Origin of the sequence: Flavobacterium gillisiae, from assembly GCF_900107635.1 — a bacterium.
GTDB lineage: Bacteria > Bacteroidota > Bacteroidia > Flavobacteriales > Flavobacteriaceae > Flavobacterium > Flavobacterium gillisiae.
Window position 1 is genome coordinate 74,371 of record NZ_FNRD01000008.1, and the last position, 19,406, is coordinate 93,776.

At 34.6% G+C, this 19,406-nt stretch carries 14 protein-coding genes; 7 read left to right on the forward strand and 7 right to left on the reverse strand.

Annotation, left to right across the window (positions count from 1 at the left end):
• Positions 1 to 25: 25 nt before the first annotated feature.
• From BLV35_RS12010 to BLV35_RS12020, 3 genes are all read right to left on the reverse strand, one after another.
• The gene (locus tag BLV35_RS12010) at positions 26 to 1,309 is read right to left on the reverse strand and encodes a glycosyltransferase family 4 protein (RefSeq protein WP_091090270.1); all 1,284 of its coding nucleotides are present in this window, start codon (positions 1,307 to 1,309) and stop codon (positions 26 to 28) included.
• A gap of 65 nt (positions 1,310 to 1,374) precedes the next feature.
• Positions 1,375 to 3,807, reverse strand: coding sequence for a YfhO family protein (locus BLV35_RS12015; RefSeq protein WP_091090274.1), 2,433 nt, complete (start codon positions 3,805 to 3,807; stop codon positions 1,375 to 1,377).
• 47 nt (positions 3,808 to 3,854) lie between these two features.
• Complete coding sequence (locus tag BLV35_RS12020; protein ID WP_091090277.1) at positions 3,855 to 4,136, reverse strand: DUF4834 family protein; 282 nt, start codon at positions 4,134 to 4,136, stop codon at positions 3,855 to 3,857.
• 132 nt (positions 4,137 to 4,268) lie between these two features.
• On the opposite strand from BLV35_RS12020, the gene BLV35_RS12025 reads away from it, so the two are divergent.
• A complete protein-coding gene (locus tag BLV35_RS12025) occupies positions 4,269 to 5,234 on the forward strand; it encodes a transporter (RefSeq protein WP_176980613.1) in 966 nt (321 codons plus the stop codon).
• 9 nt (positions 5,235 to 5,243) lie between these two features.
• Positions 5,244 to 6,362 (forward strand): GTP cyclohydrolase, encoded by a 1,119-nt coding sequence (locus BLV35_RS12030; RefSeq protein WP_091090281.1) that lies wholly within the window; start codon positions 5,244 to 5,246, stop codon positions 6,360 to 6,362.
• Positions 6,363 to 6,462: 100 nt separating this feature from the next.
• Here BLV35_RS12030 and BLV35_RS12035 read toward each other — a convergent pair whose 3' ends face one another.
• Together BLV35_RS12035 and BLV35_RS12040 are read right to left on the reverse strand one after the other, a co-directional pair.
• Positions 6,463 to 6,861, reverse strand: a complete 399-nt coding sequence (locus BLV35_RS12035) for a hypothetical protein (RefSeq protein ID WP_143031857.1) — start codon at positions 6,859 to 6,861, stop codon at positions 6,463 to 6,465.
• 119 nt (positions 6,862 to 6,980) lie between these two features.
• Positions 6,981 to 8,243, reverse strand: a complete 1,263-nt coding sequence (locus BLV35_RS12040; RefSeq protein WP_091090286.1) for a cysteate-C-fatty acyltransferase — start codon at positions 8,241 to 8,243, stop codon at positions 6,981 to 6,983.
• A gap of 216 nt (positions 8,244 to 8,459) precedes the next feature.
• On the opposite strand from BLV35_RS12040, the gene BLV35_RS12045 reads away from it, so the two are divergent.
• Entirely contained in the window at positions 8,460 to 9,260 is an 801-nt protein-coding gene (locus tag BLV35_RS12045) for an NYN domain-containing protein (RefSeq protein WP_091090289.1), read from the forward strand.
• Here the strand turns inward: BLV35_RS12045 and BLV35_RS12050 are convergent.
• Positions 9,257 to 11,632 carry a hybrid sensor histidine kinase/response regulator gene (locus BLV35_RS12050; protein WP_091090293.1) on the reverse strand — a complete coding sequence of 792 codons (2,376 nt, stop codon included), beginning with the start codon at positions 11,630 to 11,632 and terminating at the stop codon, positions 9,257 to 9,259. The two genes, BLV35_RS12045 and BLV35_RS12050, sit on opposite strands and share 4 nt — an antisense overlap.
• Positions 11,633 to 11,796: 164 nt before the next feature.
• Between BLV35_RS12050 and BLV35_RS12055 the strand changes: the two genes are divergently transcribed.
• From BLV35_RS12055 to BLV35_RS12070, 4 genes are all read left to right on the forward strand, one after another.
• Complete coding sequence (locus BLV35_RS12055) at positions 11,797 to 13,284, forward strand: FMN-binding glutamate synthase family protein (protein ID WP_091090296.1); 1,488 nt, start codon at positions 11,797 to 11,799, stop codon at positions 13,282 to 13,284.
• A gap of 678 nt (positions 13,285 to 13,962) precedes the next feature.
• Positions 13,963 to 14,541 carry a non-canonical purine NTP diphosphatase gene (locus BLV35_RS12060; RefSeq protein WP_091090299.1) on the forward strand — a complete coding sequence of 193 codons (579 nt, stop codon included), beginning with the start codon at positions 13,963 to 13,965 and terminating at the stop codon, positions 14,539 to 14,541.
• Positions 14,542 to 14,744: 203 nt separating this feature from the next.
• Entirely contained in the window at positions 14,745 to 16,670 is a 1,926-nt protein-coding gene (locus tag BLV35_RS12065; RefSeq protein ID WP_091090303.1) for a DEAD/DEAH box helicase, read from the forward strand.
• 86 nt (positions 16,671 to 16,756) lie between these two features.
• A complete protein-coding gene (locus BLV35_RS12070; protein ID WP_091090307.1) occupies positions 16,757 to 17,524 on the forward strand; it encodes a carboxypeptidase-like regulatory domain-containing protein in 768 nt (255 codons plus the stop codon).
• Between the two features lie 335 nt (positions 17,525 to 17,859).
• Here BLV35_RS12070 and BLV35_RS12080 read toward each other — a convergent pair whose 3' ends face one another.
• Positions 17,860 to 19,323 (reverse strand): aminoacyl-histidine dipeptidase, encoded by a 1,464-nt coding sequence (locus BLV35_RS12080; protein ID WP_091090313.1) that lies wholly within the window; start codon positions 19,321 to 19,323, stop codon positions 17,860 to 17,862.
• Between the last annotated feature and the right edge of the window lie 83 nt (positions 19,324 to 19,406).

Consider the following 19,406-nt stretch of genomic DNA (forward strand, 5'->3'; position numbering starts at 1 on the left):
AAGTTATATGTTAGATTTTAAAAGCTTACTTTATTAAAGCAGCTAATTCCTTAGTTAGATTTTTTCTTGAATACTGTTGCAGTCCTACTCCATTTGCCTGTAATTTACCTTGCAAAAATTGATTGTAAAAGTCCAAAATTACACTTTTTAGCTTCACTTTCTCTGAATAGTTAAAAAACACCCCTGTATTAGTAGTTGTTATTATTTCCGCGAAATCAGAATTCTTGGGCCCGATAGCCACAATTGGCCTATTGGAAACCATATATTCAAATAATTTACCCGGAATTATACTTTTTGTATCTTGAGAGTCAATTTCGATCAACAACAAAACTTGTGATTTACGTTGATGAGCAATCGCTTCTCCATGTGAAACATATCCCAGATTATTCAAATAAGAATCCAATCCAAATTGTGAAATCGTTTCTAAAACTTCCTGACTTACGGCTCCTATTAATTTTATCTCTAAATGTGATTTAAAATCAGGAACCTCATTAATTAACTCCACTAAACTCTCCCATAAAATCATAGGATTTCGCTCCGAAAGAAATGAACCAATGTGTGCCATACTGAACTTGGTATCCAATGGCTGTGTTTCCACATTCTCCACATCATATCCATTTGTAATTACGGCAATAGGTTTGCGTGTAATGGCTTCAAATTCCGTTTTTGTAGTCTTGCTCGTGACAATAATAGTATCTGCTGTATTCAATACTTTTCGTTCTAGCATTTTATGCTTTTCAGTGGCATAATTTGATAATCGCAACGATTTATGATAACCAATAGTTGTCCAAGGATCTCTAAAATCAGCAAACCATTTTAAATCTAACTTCTGTTTTAATTCAAGTCCGATGAGATGTAAACTATGCGGTGGCCCTGAAGTAATAATGGTATTAATATTATTGTCTACAATGTATTTTTCTAAATAAGAAACAGAGGGTTTTACCCATAAAAAACGGGCGTCAGGAATAAACAGATTTCCTCTTATCAAAAGAAAAAGTTTATCCATAAAGGACTGTTTTTTCTGATTTGGAATAATTCCGGAACTTATTTTTTTTGTTTTATTTTTCGAAAAAAAAGAAGCCAATTGATAGGGTTCGAAAATTTTTTGCTTCAAGACAATTGCCTTATCAGAAACTTCTTTTATTAAATTTTCATCAACGATGGGATATGTAGGATTCTCCGGAACATAAACTATAGGTTGAATTCCAAAATCCGGCAAATATTTTACAAATTTAAGCCAACGTTGCACCCCTGGTCCTCCTGCCGGTGGCCAATAATAGGTTATGATTAAGATTTTTTTGTTTTCCACTATCTATGAATGTTGAATTATAAAACTAACGACCAATCGCTCTAAAGCTCTTAAATCAAAAATCGTTAATCAACATTCTTAAATCTATTCTTTCTTTCATAATAAATCCCACCCAGTAAAAGCAATAACATTCCTACCGCACTTATTAAGGTAATAGTACTTCCTGTTTTTATAACTTGTGGTTCAAATTTGAATTCAATAGTATGTTCCCCTCCAGGTACAATCAAAGCTCTCAATACATAATCAACAGGAAAATGCTCCGTTTTTACACCGTCAATATAGGCGTTCCATCCATTTTCATAATAGATTTCAGAAAAAACCGCTAATCCTTCGTTATTATTTCTCGAAGTGTATTTTATATAGTTGGGCTTATATATATCTATTTTTATTGTTCCTGAGGTATCTAAATTTCTTTTTAAACGGGCATTCTTAAATTTATCTCCGTACAAATGAATATTAAAAATAGCCGCACGTTTAGTGTCCAACTCATTTAGCAATTTCATTTCATCATTAGCTTTATTAACTAATTTGACATCATTGACAAACCATGCATTCCCATTAGCATTAGGGTTTACAGTTGGAAATTCTTTTCCTTCTTTATTGGTCTGGATAATGTATTTAACATTCAGCATGTTTAAAATTTCCATGTTGTTTTTAGCGATCTGGTAATCAAACAACTGCTGTACTTTTCTCGGTTTTGCGGCATGATACCCCCCGATAGATTTATGGAAATAAGAGGCTCTCGCACTCGAAAAATTACCACTTACTTCAAAAACGCGGTAATGACTAGTATCTTTTAATATCATGGCATCCGAAGGAGTTTCCTGAAAAGGAACTTCAACTTCTCTCCCACTGACAAAATCTTTTGATGAAACATAGTTTTTATCAACAAAAAACAAATCGGAAACCATAAATAATCCCACAAGAATTATTGCAGTATTCTGAGCTATTTTATTTTTTATAAATAGCCAAAGAACTCCGGCCGCTAGCAGGATAAAAAATCCAGAACGCAGCAAATCTGCACTATACAAACTCATTCTATCGCCTTTAAGCGCATCCACAAATTCCGGTCCGTAACTTTCTCGATAATATCCATCATTAGCTCCTGAAAAGCTAAACATGCTTTTGCTTAAAACCAAAGCCACAATGAGTCCTAAAGCTACGGCTCCTGAACGCCATAACGCCTTCCATTGCATTTCTTTATCTAATTTAAAAAACGACTGTAATCCCATAATTGCTAAAACTGGGAAACATAATTCTAAAATTACCTGTATCGAAGAGACGGCTCTAAACTTATTGTACATAGGAACATAGTCAATAAAGAAATCGGTCAATACTGGGAAATTTTTTCCCCAAGAAAGTAATAATGCGGTAATTGCTCCAGAGAGAAAAACATACTTAATTTTTCGTTCATCAATAAATAAAGCTATAATTCCTAAGAAGAAAACAATAGCCCCAATATAAGCTGGTGCTGCTACTATAGGCTGATCTCCCCAATAGGTTGGCATTCCCTTTACGTAATCAGCTGCTTGTCCTTCAGTAACTCCTTGCCCAAGCATGAACTCATACATTTTACTGTCTTTACCTAGTGCTTCGTGATTTGATCCACCAAAAAGTCGTGGCGCTATCAAATTGAAACTTTCTGCCAGACCATAACTATATTCGGTAATATAATCCCTAGTCATAGCGCTTGAAGAAGTGCTTTTTGAACCATCAGGATTAAAGCTTAATTCGCTTTTACCTCTGGTACTAAAAGTAGCATATTCTGAAGTTGCCAATAAGTTTGTAGCATTGGCACCAATAGCGAATATCCCGGCAATTGCCAGAACGCCAAGAGAATTTAAAAGTGGTTTATATGATTTCTCCTTAATATCTAAATAGATAAAATAAGCCGATAGGATCAGCAGGAAAATCAATAAATAATAAGTCATTTGAAAGTGATTGGCATTGATCTCTAATGCTGTCGCAAACATAGTAAGCAAACCACCCACAATATATTTTTTTCGGTACACCATTATAAAACCAGCAATCACAAGTGGCATATAAGCGATTGCATGCGCTTTAGCATTATGCCCTACACCAAGTATAATAATCAGATAAGTAGAGAACCCAAAAGCTAATGCACCAAAAAAGGCTTTTAGTGGGTCTGTTTTTAAAACTAACAACAAGCCATAAAACCCCAAGAAGTATAAAAATAAATAATCCGATGGACGTGGTAAAAATCGCAAGGCGTCGTCTATTGCACCAATAAAATCGTAGGGATACTTAGCCCCTAATTGATAGGTAGGCATTCCACCAAAAGCACTATTTGTCCAGAAAGGCTCGACATGATCAGAGGCTCTAAAGTCATTTTGCTCTTTGGCCATACCCGTATATTGAGCAATATCAGATTGGTAAATTTGTTTTCCCTGCAGAACAGGATAAAAATAGATTAAAGAGACAAGGACAAAACCAAGAATGGCTAAAGCGTGCGGGTAAAATTTATTTATAATTTTCAAATTTCCAGATTTATTTTTAAAATATGAGACTATTAACTAGAGCAAATCTAATCTATTTCTTCGTAATCGACATAATCTCCTACCTTTTTGGTCTCCCGTGGTTTTGTAGTGTTTTTGGTATTATAGATTACCTCATCGCTAGATTGTGCTTTCTTCCATGAAGTATCTTGAGCCTTGTTTTGTTGTTGCTGGAAATTCTCTCCCGCTTTTTGCACTACTTTTTTAACTAATAAAGGCAAAAATAATTTTGCCAAAAACTTAAAAATATAATAGGAAGCCAGAATGTAAAACAGTATTCTTATAAAACCTGTAAAGGAGGCAGTTTGCATAATCAAATATTTTTTAGCAAAATTAATAAATCCATCCCGAAATTTCGGGACAAAATTAAAATATCATTCTTAAATAAATGATAAAATATAGTACATTTGAACAGCGTTATTACTTTTAAACCCAAAAACAATATGTCAAAACTTAAAATAGTACTTGCTGCTTTAATTTTTATGTTGCCGATAATTCAGTACGGACAGCATACGGATCAAATTAATTCAAACAGACCCGGCGAGACTATGTCAGCCTTTGCCGTTGGAAAATCAGTTATTCAAGTAGAAACTGGTATTTACGGTATCCAAGAAAACCACCGTTTATTAGAATATGATGCTAAAGGATTCGGATTAGACCTTACCTTGCGATACGGTGTATTATTAGAAAGACTAGAATTAATAGCCGACTTGCAATACCAAAACGCAAATTTCACCACACCATTTAGCAGTGTCAAAAAGTCAGCGCTGAAGCAAACTGTTTTCGGTGCTAAATATCTAGTTTACGATCCGTTTAAAAATTACGAAAAGAACATTAACATTTATAGTTGGAAAGCCAACCATTCTTTCAATTGGCATCAATTAATCCCAGCGGTTTCTGTATTTGCTGGAGCTAATTTATCTTTTTCTGATAATCCATATTATTTTAATCCTAAAGGAGATATCTCCCCAAAAGCCATGCTTATTACTCAGAATCATTTGGGTGACGGGACATGGGTTTTTGTAACAAACATCATAGCAGATTATATCGGCACTGAATATCCAAGTTACGGTTATGTACTAACATTGACAAAAGGATTCAATGACAAATGGTCTGGTTTTGTTGAAAACCAAGGGTTTAAAAGTGATTTTTACAGTGATGCGATTATTAGAGGAGGTGCTGCTTACTTATTAAACAAGGACATGCAAATCGATGCCTCGATAAGCACTAATTTTAAAGACACACCAACCGTCCTGTATGGAGGTGTTGGATTTTCTTGGCGCTACGATGCGAATTATAAAGAAGTGCGAATGAGCATTGACAGCGGTGACAACTCCAAATCAAAAGCGGAAAAGAAAGCAGAAAAGAAGAATAAAAAACGTAAAGACCAAATTGAGTCTACACAATAAAAAACGATAATGATTACTATAAAAGAAGCGATTACAAAAAGTGAACTAACGGCATATGTCAAATTTCCTTTCTCCTTATATAAAGACAATGAGTTCTGGGTTCCTCCCATTATTGCAGACGAATTAGAATCCTTTGACAAAACAAAAAATCCGGCTTTCGAAAATGCGGAAGCTTATTTTTTTCTTGCCTATAAAAACAATGAAATTGTTGGGCGAATTTCGGCAATTGTCAATTGGAGTGAAGTAAATGATCAACAAAAAAAGAAAGTCCGTTTTGGCTGGTTTGATGTAATTGATGATATTGAAGTTACAAAGGCACTTTTAGAAAAAGTATATGAATTAGGAAAAAAAAATGGTCTTGAGTACGTAGAAGGACCAATGGGCTTTTCAAATCTAGATAAAGTAGGCGTGCTTACTGAAGGGTTTGACCAATTGGGAACCATGATTACCTGGTACAACCATCCATACTACGCTACCCATTTTGAACAGCTGGGTTATGTTACCGAAAAAGAATATATCGAAAGTAAATTTCCTTTCGAAAACGTAAAGCCTGAATTTTTCGAAAAGGCCAATGATTTAGTAAAAAGAAGATACCAGCTAAGTCCACTTAATTTCAAGACTACCAAAGAAGTAATGCCTCATGTAGATAAAATGTTTGATTTATTCAATGAATCCTATGCTAACTTATCTTCGTTTGTAGCCATAACTGACATACAAAAAGAATACTTCAAGAAAAAATACATCAGCTTAATAAATCCGGAGTATATTAAATTTGTAGAAGACAAAGACCATACTATTGTTGCTTTTAGCATTGTTATGCCTTCATTTTCTAAAGCTTTACAAAAAGCAAAAGGAAAATTATTCCCTTTTGGTTTTATTCATTTACTTAAAGCTAAAAAACAAAGTAAGGATATGATATTCTATTTAATTGGAGTTCATCCTGACTTTCAAAACAAAGCGGTAACGGCAATCATATTCAACGAATATTATCTTACTTTCAAAGAAAAAGGAGTACTAAACTGTTTCCGTACACCGGAACTTGCTGACAATACTGCTGTTCATAATCTATGGAAACACTTTCATCCAGAAGTTCATTGCAGAAGAAAAACTTTTAGAAAAGATCTTTAAAAAAGTGTTCCGTTTTTAGTTTTAAAATTTAGCACTAGAACAAAAAATATCCATTAGCGTAAACTAATGGATATTTTTTAATTTTATATTTACTTAAAATTTATTCTTTGCAATTAATTTTTTTGTAAACTATATTTCCGTCAAATTTGATTTTACTTTTATCTTTAAATACCATTTTCCCTTTAGTTTCTAATATTTCACCATAGCCTTCAACAAAAGTATTTGCATCTTTTTTTAGAAAGACCAACTCTCTTACTGACGTTTTTCCTTCGGACTGAAAAGTATAATCCGCAAAAATAGTATCGCCTTTTACGTTTCCAAAAACTGTTCCAAAGCTTTTGTCTTTTTGATAATAAGAATAATCCAATTCTCCTTCAAATTGATTTACATTATTAACATCAACAGTTAACGTGATGGTATCCTTTTCAATTATAGCTTGATAACATTCTTGGACTACTGTTTCCACTGGTGCTTCAACTTCTAATTGAGGAACACTCACACCCTTTTTATTTATGGTTAATACATTAGTGAAATTATCTAAAAACAAAAAAAACCATTCATAATATGAATGGTTTTTGTTATAACATTCCCATGAAGAGAATATATGAAAATAACGTATTAAGCGTCTAAATCAACCTTAGTTGTTGATGCAATTTCTTTATAAGTACCGTTTTCTAACTTCTCACGAATTGCTTCAAAAGCAACTAACGTCTCATCAATGTCAGACAATGTATGAGGAGCAGTAGGAATCACACGTAATAAAATCATCCCTTTTGGAATAACTGGATAAATTACAATCGACAAGAAAATTCCGTAATTCTCTCTCAAGTCGTTTACCATCACCATAGCTTCAGGTACACTTCCTTCAAGATATACTGGGGTTACACAAGTATTTGTATCTCCAATATTAAATCCTTTTTCTCTTAAACCACTTTGTAACGCATTTACATTTTCCCAAAGCTTGTTTTTCAATTCTGGGTGATTACGCAATAACTCTAATCGTTTCAATGAACCTACAGTTTGAATCATAGGCAATGCTTTTGCAAACATTTGAGAACGTAAATTATATTTCAAATAATCAATAATATCTTTATCAGCCGCTACAAATGCACCAATGTTAGCCATCGATTTTGCAAAAGTAGAGAAGTAAACATCAATATCATCTTGAACTCCTTGCTCTTCACCTGCTCCAGCACCTGTTTCACCAAGAGTACCGAAACCATGTGCATCATCAACTAATAAACGGAAATTGTATTTTTGCTTCATAGCAACAATTTCTTTCAATTTACCTTGTTGACCGCGCATTCCAAAAACACCTTCAGTAATAAAAAGGATTCCTCCTCCAGTAGCTTCAGCTATTTTAGTAGCACGTTGCAGGTTTTTCTCCATGCTTTCAATGTCATTGTGTTTGTACGTAAAACGTTTTCCACTGTGTAAGCGAACTCCGTCAATAATACAAGCATGTCCATCAACATCATATACAATTACGTCATTTCTAGTAACCAAAGCGTCAATAATAGACACCATTCCTTGGTAACCAAAATTCAATAAATAAGCTGATTCTTTCATTACAAAAGCAGCCAATTCATTCTCTAATTGCTCATGGTATTTAGTGTGACCACTCATCATACGAGCTCCCATTGGGGCAGCCGCACCAAATTCTAACGCAGCATCAGCATCCGCTTTTCGAACTTCTGGGTGATTTGCTAGACCTAAATAGTCGTTCAAACTCCAGTTCAAAACCTCTTTACCTTGAAATTTCATTCTCGGTCCTAATTCTCCTTCTAGTTTTGGAAAAACAAAATATCCTTCAGCTTGTGAAGCCCATTTTCCTAACGGTCCTTTATTGTTTTGAATTCTTTCGAATAAATCCTTTACCATAATATATTTAAGTAATAATTTTAATTTTAAGAAGTTGCAAAAATAATTATTTAAACCTTAAAAAAGGATTTTATGTCATTTTTTTTTAGTACCCGTCCCGCGCGCTACACTTTTCACCCTCAAAAACGGCCTATATGCCATGGTGAGAACCGCAAAAATTAGTTTTCAGTAATAAACTTTGTACCTTTGAATAAATATTTCAATTCGACTTAATTTATGGCACAAGATACAAAAGAATTAAAATTGGCTGTTCTAATTGACGCAGACAATGTTCCTTACAGCAATGTAAAAGGAATGATGGAAGAAATTGCCAAATACGGAACACCAACGACAAAACGGATTTATGCCGATTGGACAAAACCCAATGCAAATGGATGGAAAGGCGTTTTACTAGAACATGCCATAACACCTATTCAACAATATAGCTACACCGTAGGGAAAAATTCTTCAGATTCTGCCATGATTATTGACGCTATGGACTTATTGTATTCTGATAAAGTGGACGGATTTTGTATCGTTTCCAGTGATTCAGACTTTACGCGATTAGCGATTCGATTAAGAGAATCTGGAATGAAAGTTATTGGAATTGGAGAGAAAAAAACCCCTAATTCTTTTATAGTAGCCTGTGACCGATTTATTTATATCGAAGTTTTGGATGGTGCTATTCAGAAAAAAGCTAAAAAACGTTCTGCCGACACTAAAAAACCAGTTGGAAAACCCGTTGAAAAAACGATTGAAAAACCTATTGAAAAATCATCACTTAATAAAATAGACACACAAACCATAGAACTTATTGAAAGTACTATAGAAGACATTTGTGATGATGACGGCTGGGCTTTTCTTGGTGATGTCGGGAACTTTATCGTAAAAAGAAAACCCGAATTTGATCCACGTAATTACGGTTTTGCAAAACTAACTCCGATGTTAAAATCGCTGACCGATATCCTAGAAATTGACGAAAGAGATTCAGAAAAAAAAGGAATCAAACATGTTTACGTACGATTGCGTTTTAGCTAGGCTAATTCCTTAACTATATCATATAAAGCTTCTTTTTTAATTGGCTTAGATAAATAATGGTTCATTCCTATTTCTGAGACACGTGATTTTGTGCTTTCCATGACGTCAGCAGTTACCGCGATAATAGGAATGTTCGCATTTTCTATTCCTACTTCACCATTTCTTATCGCAATTGTTGCTTCATAACCATCCATAACCGGCATTTGGAGATCCATTAAAACAATATCAATTTTATTTTCCTTCAATACATCTAATCCCTCCTGACCATTATTAGCATAGAGGACAGTGGTGTTCAACCATTTTTTTGTAATCATCTTAATAACCATCTGATTCATCGCATTGTCTTCTACCACTAGAATAGTTTTTCCTCCTAAGTCATAAACAGCAGGTTCAGCAGAAACTACTTCAATTCTTTTTGACTCGATAATATCATAATCAATTGAAATTTCACAACTTGTACCCTCACCCACTCTACTTTCCATTTTTATTGTCCCATCTTGCATATCCACTAACGTCTTAACAATAAACAACCCGAGACCAAGTCCACCGAATTTTCTTTTATTATCGATATTATTTTGAGAAAACGAATCAAAAATACTATCCATTTTTTCTTTTGGTATTCCCACTCCTGAGTCAGAAACCTTCAATATTAAACGTACCTTATTATCTTCTTTCATCAGAACACTCACATTAAAATTCACAAAGCCCTCGGACGTAAATTTAATGGCATTACTAAGCACGTTATTTACAACTTGTACTAATCTAGTTTCATCCCCCTTAATAACTGCAGGCATATCATTTGAGATCGAAAATTGAAAGTCTAGCCCTTTGTCTCGCGCTCGTATATCTGCATTCTTTTTTAAACCCTCTAAAATTTTCCCTGGGGTAAAGGTGACTTTCTCTAATTTCATTTCTTTTTTTTCAATTTTAGAAAAATCTAAAATATCATTAACAGAACTCAGTAAACTATGAGACGAATATTTTATGACTTGGCAATTCTTTCTGATTTTTTCATCTTCTACTTCATTCGAAACAGAATCTATTAAATTCATAATTGCATTTAATGGCGTTCGCAACTCGTGGCTGATATTGGATAAAAAATAAGTTTTTAGATCATTCATCTCCTCTGAGCGAACTAACGCAATTCGATTCAGCTCATTTTTTTCGTTTTTTAAACTTCTTATTAAATTAGACATCGACAGTGAAAGGAAAATAACTTCCACGCCAGTTCCCAACTTAGAACTATTTTGAGTCAAAAAATTACTAGGAAGTAGCCCAAAATTATGTAATATAAATACGCTAAACCCAACAATCAAAAACAAAATACCGGCCGAGAAAAAAGAGTCTACCGGTTTTCTGTTGTAGTACAGGTAAATTATAGAATATACGATCAAGACCAGGAATACTAGTGTAAGTACATTTACTAAAATATAGCAAAGTAACAAGAGTGAAGGAAATAAAATCACACAAGCTAATAAAGTAAAGAGTAATACATAAGCAACATTAAACAAAATGTAAATCGTTCTACTGTACTTTTTTATTTTCAAAAATACTTCGCTATATTTTCCCGATAAAAAAACGGCAATTATCGCAATAAAAAGTACGGAATAGTTTGAAAACCATCCGCCAAAAGGAGTTACAAATTCATAGAAAAAACCATCTAATGCAAATTGCAAGAGACCTACAAAAACAACATATAAACTATAATACAAAAAGGTAATTTTCCCTAAAGCATAAAAGAAAAAAAAGTAAATAACAGCCACAATTGCCAAAATGCCGTAAAAAAATCCGAAAACTAATTGTTCAAAAGAAATCTTCTGTATAAAATTATCGGCCGTGCGCAAAATCAACGGTATCTTAAGTACTTCTCCATCACTTTTTAAATGCAGAAATAATTTTAAGTTTGACTTAGACTGGATGTCAATTTTAAAAATGGTTCTGCGATTATCATATGCTCTTTTTGAAAAAGCTAAAACATCTCCACTTACTGCCTTTGTAATTTCACCAGAAACTTCGTCAATCGTATATAACTCCACGAGGTCCGTTATCGGCAATGCCGTTTCTAAATAATAATGTAAGTCTGAATCAGTTGGGTTTTGAAGTGTCAATTTTGCCCAAAAATTATTTTGGGTAAAACCTAAATCATCATTTTCCGTTTTTAATGCCCTAGGATTCAATGCATCATAATGGCTCATTATATATTGAATATTTAATTCTTTCTTACCCACATCTGCTATAGTCGTATACTTATGTAAAGATATTTCCTCAGGCAATGTATCAGCCTGAAATACATATTGCGAATATGTATTACTAAAAATGAACATAAAAAAGAAAATTATAAAAGCATTACTCGTGGTGGTATATTTTTTCATTCTTGTATTTTATTCTTTGTATTAATCGTATTTACGTAGAAACTACTTCTTTAGTTTTACTAATTCGTTTCCGTCTATGCAATTATATAATATTTTTTATAATAATTAAATATGCGAAAGAACTTATATTCTTACTAAATTAGAGGTCTACAAAAATCGTTGCTATGAGAATCAAATTTTTCGCTTATGGAATGGCAGCGTATTTCTACTTTAACATTGGGCTAGTCTTACCTATTTTTTTATTAGTCCTATTATTTATTGGTCTTTTAAATAGCATTCAGAAGAAACATGCCATTCTTAGAAATTTCCCTATTTTAGGTTATTTTAGATATTCCTTTGAAACTATTGCACCGGAGATACAACAGTATTTTATTGAACGAAATACTGATGGAAAACCATTTTCAAGAAATGAACGTGCTCTTGCTTATCAAAGAGCTAAAAATATAGACGCCACCACTCCATTTGGAACACAATTAGACATCAACCAATCCAATTACGAAGGCATAAGACATTCCGTCTTTGCAGTTAAAGTTAATCATGATTTACCCCGAATTCTAGTGGGCGGACAAGATTGCACCCAACCTTATTCAGCTTCTATATTAAATATTTCTGCAATGAGTTTTGGTTCGTTGAGCGAAAATGCAATTGTAGCGCTCAATAAAGGAGCGCTAAAGGGAAATTTTTATCACAATACTGGTGAAGGTGGGTTAACTGAATTTCATCTACAAGGCGGTGACGTAACTTGGCAAATAGGTACTGGATATTTTGGCTGCCGGAGTGATGAGGGAAATTTTGATCCTGAAAAATTCACCCAAAAAGCCAACAACCCTTTTGTAAAGATGATTGAAATAAAATTATCACAAGGCGCGAAACCAGGTCATGGAGGCGTATTACCCGCGAAAAAAAACACAGCCCAAATCGCAAAAATAAGAGGAGTCAAACCACACACAACCATTCTTTCTCCCCCTAGTCACAGTGCGTTTCATGATGCGACAGGCTTAATACAGTTCGTCGTTTTGTTACGCCAATTATCTAATGGAAAACCTATTGGTTTTAAACTATGCATCGGTCAGACAAACGAATTTGAATTAATTTGCCAAGAAATGATACTGCAGAACTGTTTCCCAGACTTTATAACGGTTGATGGTGCTGAGGGCGGAACAGGTGCTGCGCCATTGGAATTTTCGGACGGTGTAGGAATGCCATTTGAACCTGCACTAATCTTTGTAAACAAAACATTAATCAGGCTGAATATTCGAGACAAAATACGCGTAATATGCAGTGGCAAAATAATCTCAGGCTACTCCATACTTAGAGCAATCGCAATGGGAGCAGATATGTGCAACAGCGCCAGAGGTTTTATGTTTTCATTAGGCTGCATTCAGGCATTGAGATGCAATAGCAATACCTGCCCTACGGGCGTTGCTACACAAGATAAGGTGTTAATGAAGGGTTTGGTTGTAACAGATAAGTCAGAACGAGTTTTTCATTTCCATAAAAACACCTTACATGCAGCAAATGAACTACTTGCAGCAGCGGGCAAATCTAGCTATAAAGAGGTTGACGGTAGTATTTTTATGCGTGGGGATGAATTCACACATCTCTCTGATTTGTATTTCCCAGACAACTTGGGAAGCGTTACGCAGTACTAAAGCAAACTTCGAGGTCAAAAAAAAGGAGGGCTATTAAAGCCCTCCAATTGTTAGTTCTGATTTACCATTATCAACTCATCCATAAAATATAGTATAGCTGAATATTGCGTTATCATTCTCATGTGAAGATTGAAATACACAAGTAATTAATCAAAACCACATATCAAAGATACAAATAATTCAATAAAAAACCCTGTAAATCAACACTTTAACCGATAATTAACTCTATTTCCGTACGGTTTTACACAATTGTTAATTATGTCGACGAATCAATAATTTATAGTCATCAATTGAGTTCTTTTTATACTAATATTAAATTACTATATAAATACCAGATTAATGTGGAATCTTATTCTAACGATTAATCCCAATAAAAAAGGAGGTCTTTTTACAGACCTCCAATATTTAGACTTTGGTTTATCATCATCAACTTATACCTTTCGATACAACTGATTATCAAATACGCTACTCCTTTCAGATGGCCATATTCAATAACAAACCGAAATCATACTCAAAGATACGACAAGTACAGCATTAATATATTAAAAAACAGTGTTTTAACTTTGATTTAACGCCTTTAAAAAAAAGGTAAAGAAATCCCAGACAATTAAGCTAACCAATATAACTGAGGCCTATTTCAAAAAACACTTACCTTTGATACATCCAAAATAAAAACAAATGAAACTCGTCTTCGCTTCAAACAACAAAAACAAAATAAAGGAAATCCAACAACTACTTCCATCAAGTATAGAAATAGTAAGCTTGGAAGATATCGGTTGTCATGAGGAGATTCCAGAAACTGCTGATACTATAGAAGGGAACGCCATTTTAAAAGCTAATTATGTAACTGAAAAATATGGCTACGATTGTTTTGCTGATGATACAGGACTCGAAGTGGAAGCGCTGAACGGAGCTCCCGGGGTATACTCTGCTAGGTATGCTGGTGAACAACGCAGTTCTGAAGACAATATGGATAGACTACTGGAAGCCTTATCTGATAAAACTAATAGGAGCGCGCATTTCAAAACGGTAATTACGCTAAATATAAAGGGAAACCAATATCACTTTACAGGTATAGCCAAAGGCCAAATCTCCTTAGCCAGAGCTGGAAGTGAAGGTTTCGGTTATGATCCTATCTTTCAACCTGTAGGGTATGAGGAAACTTTCGCGCAACTATCGTCTGAATTAAAAAATCAGATCAGTCACAGAGGAAAGGCAACGCAACTACTAATCAGCTTTTTGAAAAATGAAAAATAAATGTTAAAATCCACCGATTTTAATTCGGAAATTTGCTGTTCGCACTCTTATTTCTTTATTCAAATCGAAATTCAGAGCGCTAAATCTAAAAATAAAAATCTAACTTTCTGATAATCAAATAATAATAAAATACCAAAACTTGAAATAGCATTAGTTTATCTCAAATATTAACAGTACTTTTGCACCCTATTTTAAAAACACATATGAATAAATTTGAACAATTAGGATTGAGTGAATCGTTACTGAAGGCGATTTTAGATCTAGGATTTGAGAATCCGACCGAAGTACAGGAGAAAGCGATTCCCCTATTATTGGAAAAAGACACAGATATGGTTGCGTTGGCTCAAACAGGGACAGGGAAAACGGCAGCATTTGGATTTCCAGTTATTCAGAAAATTGATGCCGACAACAGAAATACACAAGCATTAATTTTATCTCCAACACGCGAACTTTGTTTGCAGATTACCAACGAAATTAAAAACTACTCTAAATACGAAAAAGGTATTAATGTGGTAGCAGTTTACGGTGGAGCTAGCATAACAGACCAAGCAAGAGAAATTAAGAGAGGCGCACAAATTATTGTGGCAACTCCAGGAAGAATGCAAGATATGATTAACAGAGGATTGGTAAACATTTCTCAAATTAATTATTGTATTCTTGACGAAGCTGACGAAATGTTGAACATGGGTTTCTACGAAGATATCGTAAACATCCTATCAACTACGCCAGACGAAAAAAACACATGGTTATTCTCGGCTACAATGCCAGCAGAAGTTGCTAGAATTGGAAAACAATTCATGCGTGACCCAATTGAAATTACTGTAGGAGCTAAGAATTCAGGTTCTGCTACGGTTTCACATGAGTTTTACCTTGTAAACGCACGTGACCGTTATGAAGCTTTAAAACGTTTAGCTGATGCTAATCCAGATATCTTTTCTGTAGTTTTCTGTAGAACAAAACGTGATACACAAGCTGTTGCTGAGAAATTAGTAGAAGATGGATACAGCGCTGCTGCATTGCACGGAGATTTATCTCAAGCGCAACGTGATGGTGTAATGAAATCTTTTAGAGGAAGACAAATCCAAATGCTTGTAGCTACTGATGTTGCAGCACGTGGAATTGACGTTGATAACATTACTCACGTAGTAAACTATCAACTACCTGACGAAATAGAAACTTACAATCACCGTTCAGGTCGTACTGGTCGTGCTGGTAAATTAGGTACTTCTATTGTAATTGTAACTAAAAGCGAATTGCGTAAGATTTCTTCTATTGAAAGAATCATCAAACAAAAATTCGAAGAAAAAACAGTTCCTTCAGGAATCGAAATCTGCGAAATCCAATTATTGCACTTAGCTAATAAGATTAAGGATGTAGAAGTTGATCACGAAATTGACAACTATCTTCCTGCAATTAATAACGTACTTGAAGACTTATCGAAAGAAGAGTTAATCAAGAAAATGGTTTCAGTTGAATTCAACCGTTTCATCAACTATTACAAGAAAACTAGAGACATCTCTAATCAAGCTTCAGGTTCTGAAAGACGTGATGACAGAGATGGCGCTCCAAGAGATAATAATGGTGGTGCAACAAGATATTTTGTGAACATAGGTTCTAGAGATAACTTCGATTGGATGTCATTAAAAGATTACTTGAAAGAGACATTAGACTTAGGTCGTGATGACGTTTTCAAAGTAGACGTAAAAGAAGGTTTCTCTTTCTTTAACACAGATCCTGAGCATACAGATAAAGTTATGGAAGTATTGAACAACGTACAATTAGAAGGACGTCGTATCAATGTTGAAATTTCTAAAAATGATGGTGGCGGAAGACGTGATCACAACGGAAGAAGCTCTGGTGGTGGTTTTGGTGGTGGAAGAAGTTCTGCTCCAAGAAGAGAAGGTAGTTTTGCACCAAGAAGAGAAGGTTCTGGTGGTGGTGGTTTTAGAAGCGATAGAAACTCTGCTCCAAGAGAAGGTGGTTTCGGCGGAAGAAGCTCAGCTCCTAGAGAAGGTGGTTTTGGCGGAAGAAGCTCAGCTCCAAGAAGCGAAGGTTCTTCAGACAGAGCTCCTAGACGTTCTGAAAGTTTTGGTGACGCACCTAGACCAAGAAGACCAAGAAGAGACTAACATCTACTGTTAATTTTCTTATAATTATAAGAGAACTATAAAATATTTAATCCTGTTTTACTACTTTTAAAGTTTTAAATCAGTTTATGAAATATTTTATAGTTCTCTTTTTTTTAGCACTATCCTTAACCGCAACTGCACAAGAGATAGTTCACTCCCAAAAAGTATCCGGCTTTATCTATAACGACAACACTAAGTCGGCATTGATTAATGCAAATATTATCAATATCAATAAAGTTAGAGGAGCTCGAACCGACTCTAATGGTTATTTTGAAATTGATGTCCAACCAACCGATACTTTACATATTTCCCTTCTAGGCTTTCAATCTCTTCGAGTTAAAGTGACGAATGACTGGATCAAAAACAAAGTAGCTAAAATTTTCCTGACTGAGAGTGCTATTGCGCTTGAAGAAGTAGTAATAAGACCATTCAACTTAACAGGATATCTAGAAGTAGATTCAAAAACAATTCCTACAAGCGAAAATTACCGCTACAGTATTTCTGGCTTAACGCATGGGTATGAAGCTGGTGAATACTCTCCAAATGCATTTGGAAGAGTTCTAGGCTCCATTTTCAACCCCACAGATATGCTTTATAATTTCTTTGGTAAAAACCCAAAAGAATTAAAAAAATTAAAAGAAATGAGGAAGGACGATACAGTGCGTAATCTTTTGGAATCTAAATTTGATAGAGAAACCCTTGCGGTACTTCTGGGGATTGATAAAAAAGAAATACCCGAAATATTGCAACGCTGTAATTACTCTGAGTCTTTTATTCAAACAGCAAATGACTTACAGATAATGGATGCTATTAGTGGTTGTTATGAAGAATATAAAATCTTGAAAAAAAGGTAATTAAGCTATATTCTCGATTTTAATGAATCACGTACATAAAAACTATATATCCCCAATTACTAACGTGATTGGGGATTTTTTAAAATAATATTTAGAAGAAACCAAAATATTACATACATTTACTTACATTAAACAAGAAAATCCAAATACTGATATCATGGCAAAAAGTCAAGACGCGAAGAAAACCGCCAAGAAAGAGCCTCTTAAAACGGCTAAAGAAAAGAAAGAAGAAAAAAGAGAGAAAAAAAACGCTCCCAAAAGAGAGTAATTCTTTTAAATAACAAACCCTCGTTTATTACTAAACGAGGGTTAATTTTTGTAATTAAATCTAATTATTATTTTACAGGAATATTAGCTAGAATCTCTAATAAAAATTTCCAGAATTTTTGAGAAGATGAGATACTCGCTCTTTCATCAGGGGAATGTGCTCCACGAATAGTAGGACCAAAAGAAATCATATCCATCTCTGGATAATTTGTTCCCAGAATCCCACATTCTAATCCTGCATGACAAGCAACAACACTTGGTTTTTCACCCGTTTGTTTCTCATAAATAGGCACTAACACATCTAGAATCTCAGATTCAGCATTCGGCGTCCAACCAGGATATGATCCTGCAAGCTCCACTTCACAACCCATCAATTCAAAAGCGGATGTCAAAGCATTCGCCAAATCAAACTTAGCCGTCTCTACAGACGAACGCGTTAAACACTGTACAGAAAGCTTTCCTTCGCCTAAAACTACTTTAGCTATATTATTAGACGTTTCTACTAAATCAGCAAAGTCAGCGCTCATTCTATACACGCCGTTGTGAGCAGTATACATCGCTCTTACAAAATAATACTGAGCAATAGACGGCATTACTTTTGCCGGTGTAGTATCTAGTTTCTCAAAAACCACCTCTAAATTAGGTTCAGTCGTTTTTAATTCTGTTTTAATATCATTAACCACTTGTTGCATATCAAACACAAAAGCTTCATCAAATACCGAAGCAATAATTACTTGCGCCACACTCTCACGCGGAATAGCATTACGAAGGCTTCCTCCTTTAATTTCAGCTATTTGCAATCCAAAATTATCAAAACCATCAAATAACAGGCGATTCATAATTTTATTAGCATTCCCAAGTCCTTTGTGAATATCCATTCCTGAATGCCCACCATTTAATCCTTTTACCGTAATTGAATACCCTACAGAACCTTCAGGAGTTTCCTCTTCATCATACTCAGCAGTAGCAGTAACGTCAATTCCACCAGCACAACCAATGTCGATTTCGTCATCCTCTTCTGTATCTAAATTCAAAAGAATTTGTCCTTGCAGGATTCCGCCTTTAAGGTTCAAAGCACCCGTCATTCCAGTCTCTTCGTCAATAGTAAACAAAGCTTCAATAGCAGGATGCGCAATATCAGTGCTTTCTAAAACCGCCATAATTGCGGCAACTCCTAATCCATTATCTGCTCCAAGTGTAGTTCCTCTAGCGCGAACCCAGTCTTCGTCTACATACATATCAATTCCCTGTGTATCGAAATCAAAAACAGTATCCGAATTTTTTTGGTGCACCATATCTAAGTGTCCCTGTATTACTATCGCTTTACGGTTTTCCATTCCTAGAGTCGCCGGCTTGCGGATAATTACATTGCGAATATCATCTTCAAAAGTCTCTAATCCAAGGCTCTCACCAAAGTTTTTCATAAATTCAATTACACGCTCTTCTTTTTTTGAAGGGCGAGGAACAGCATTCAAATCGGCAAACTTATTCCAAAGTACTTTTGGTTCTAAATTTCTTATCTCTTGACTCATTTATTGTTGTTTGAAGTTTAACATTTTTAAAGCTCAAAGTTACAAAGTTTAAATTCGTTTATAGCCTTACAAGGAAATTTCTC

Coding starts and splice junctions, on each gene's coding strand:
- BLV35_RS12020 (WP_091090277.1), bottom strand. CDS start 4,136: ATGCAAACTGCCTCCTTTACAGGTTTTATAAGAATACTGTTTTACATT.
- BLV35_RS12025 (WP_176980613.1), top strand. CDS start 4,269: ATGTCAAAACTTAAAATAGTACTTGCTGCTTTAATTTTTATGTTGCCG.
- BLV35_RS12030 (WP_091090281.1), top strand. CDS start 5,244: ATGATTACTATAAAAGAAGCGATTACAAAAAGTGAACTAACGGCATAT.
- BLV35_RS12040 (WP_091090286.1), bottom strand. CDS start 8,243: ATGGTAAAGGATTTATTCGAAAGAATTCAAAACAATAAAGGACCGTTA.
- BLV35_RS12045 (WP_091090289.1), top strand. CDS start 8,460: ATGGCACAAGATACAAAAGAATTAAAATTGGCTGTTCTAATTGACGCA.
- BLV35_RS12050 (WP_091090293.1), bottom strand. CDS start 11,632: ATGAAAAAATATACCACCACGAGTAATGCTTTTATAATTTTCTTTTTT.
- BLV35_RS12055 (WP_091090296.1), top strand. CDS start 11,797: ATGAGAATCAAATTTTTCGCTTATGGAATGGCAGCGTATTTCTACTTT.
- BLV35_RS12060 (WP_091090299.1), top strand. CDS start 13,963: ATGAAACTCGTCTTCGCTTCAAACAACAAAAACAAAATAAAGGAAATC.
- BLV35_RS12065 (WP_091090303.1), top strand. CDS start 14,745: ATGAATAAATTTGAACAATTAGGATTGAGTGAATCGTTACTGAAGGCG.
- BLV35_RS12070 (WP_091090307.1), top strand. CDS start 16,757: ATGAAATATTTTATAGTTCTCTTTTTTTTAGCACTATCCTTAACCGCA.
- BLV35_RS12080 (WP_091090313.1), bottom strand. CDS start 19,323: ATGAGTCAAGAGATAAGAAATTTAGAACCAAAAGTACTTTGGAATAAG.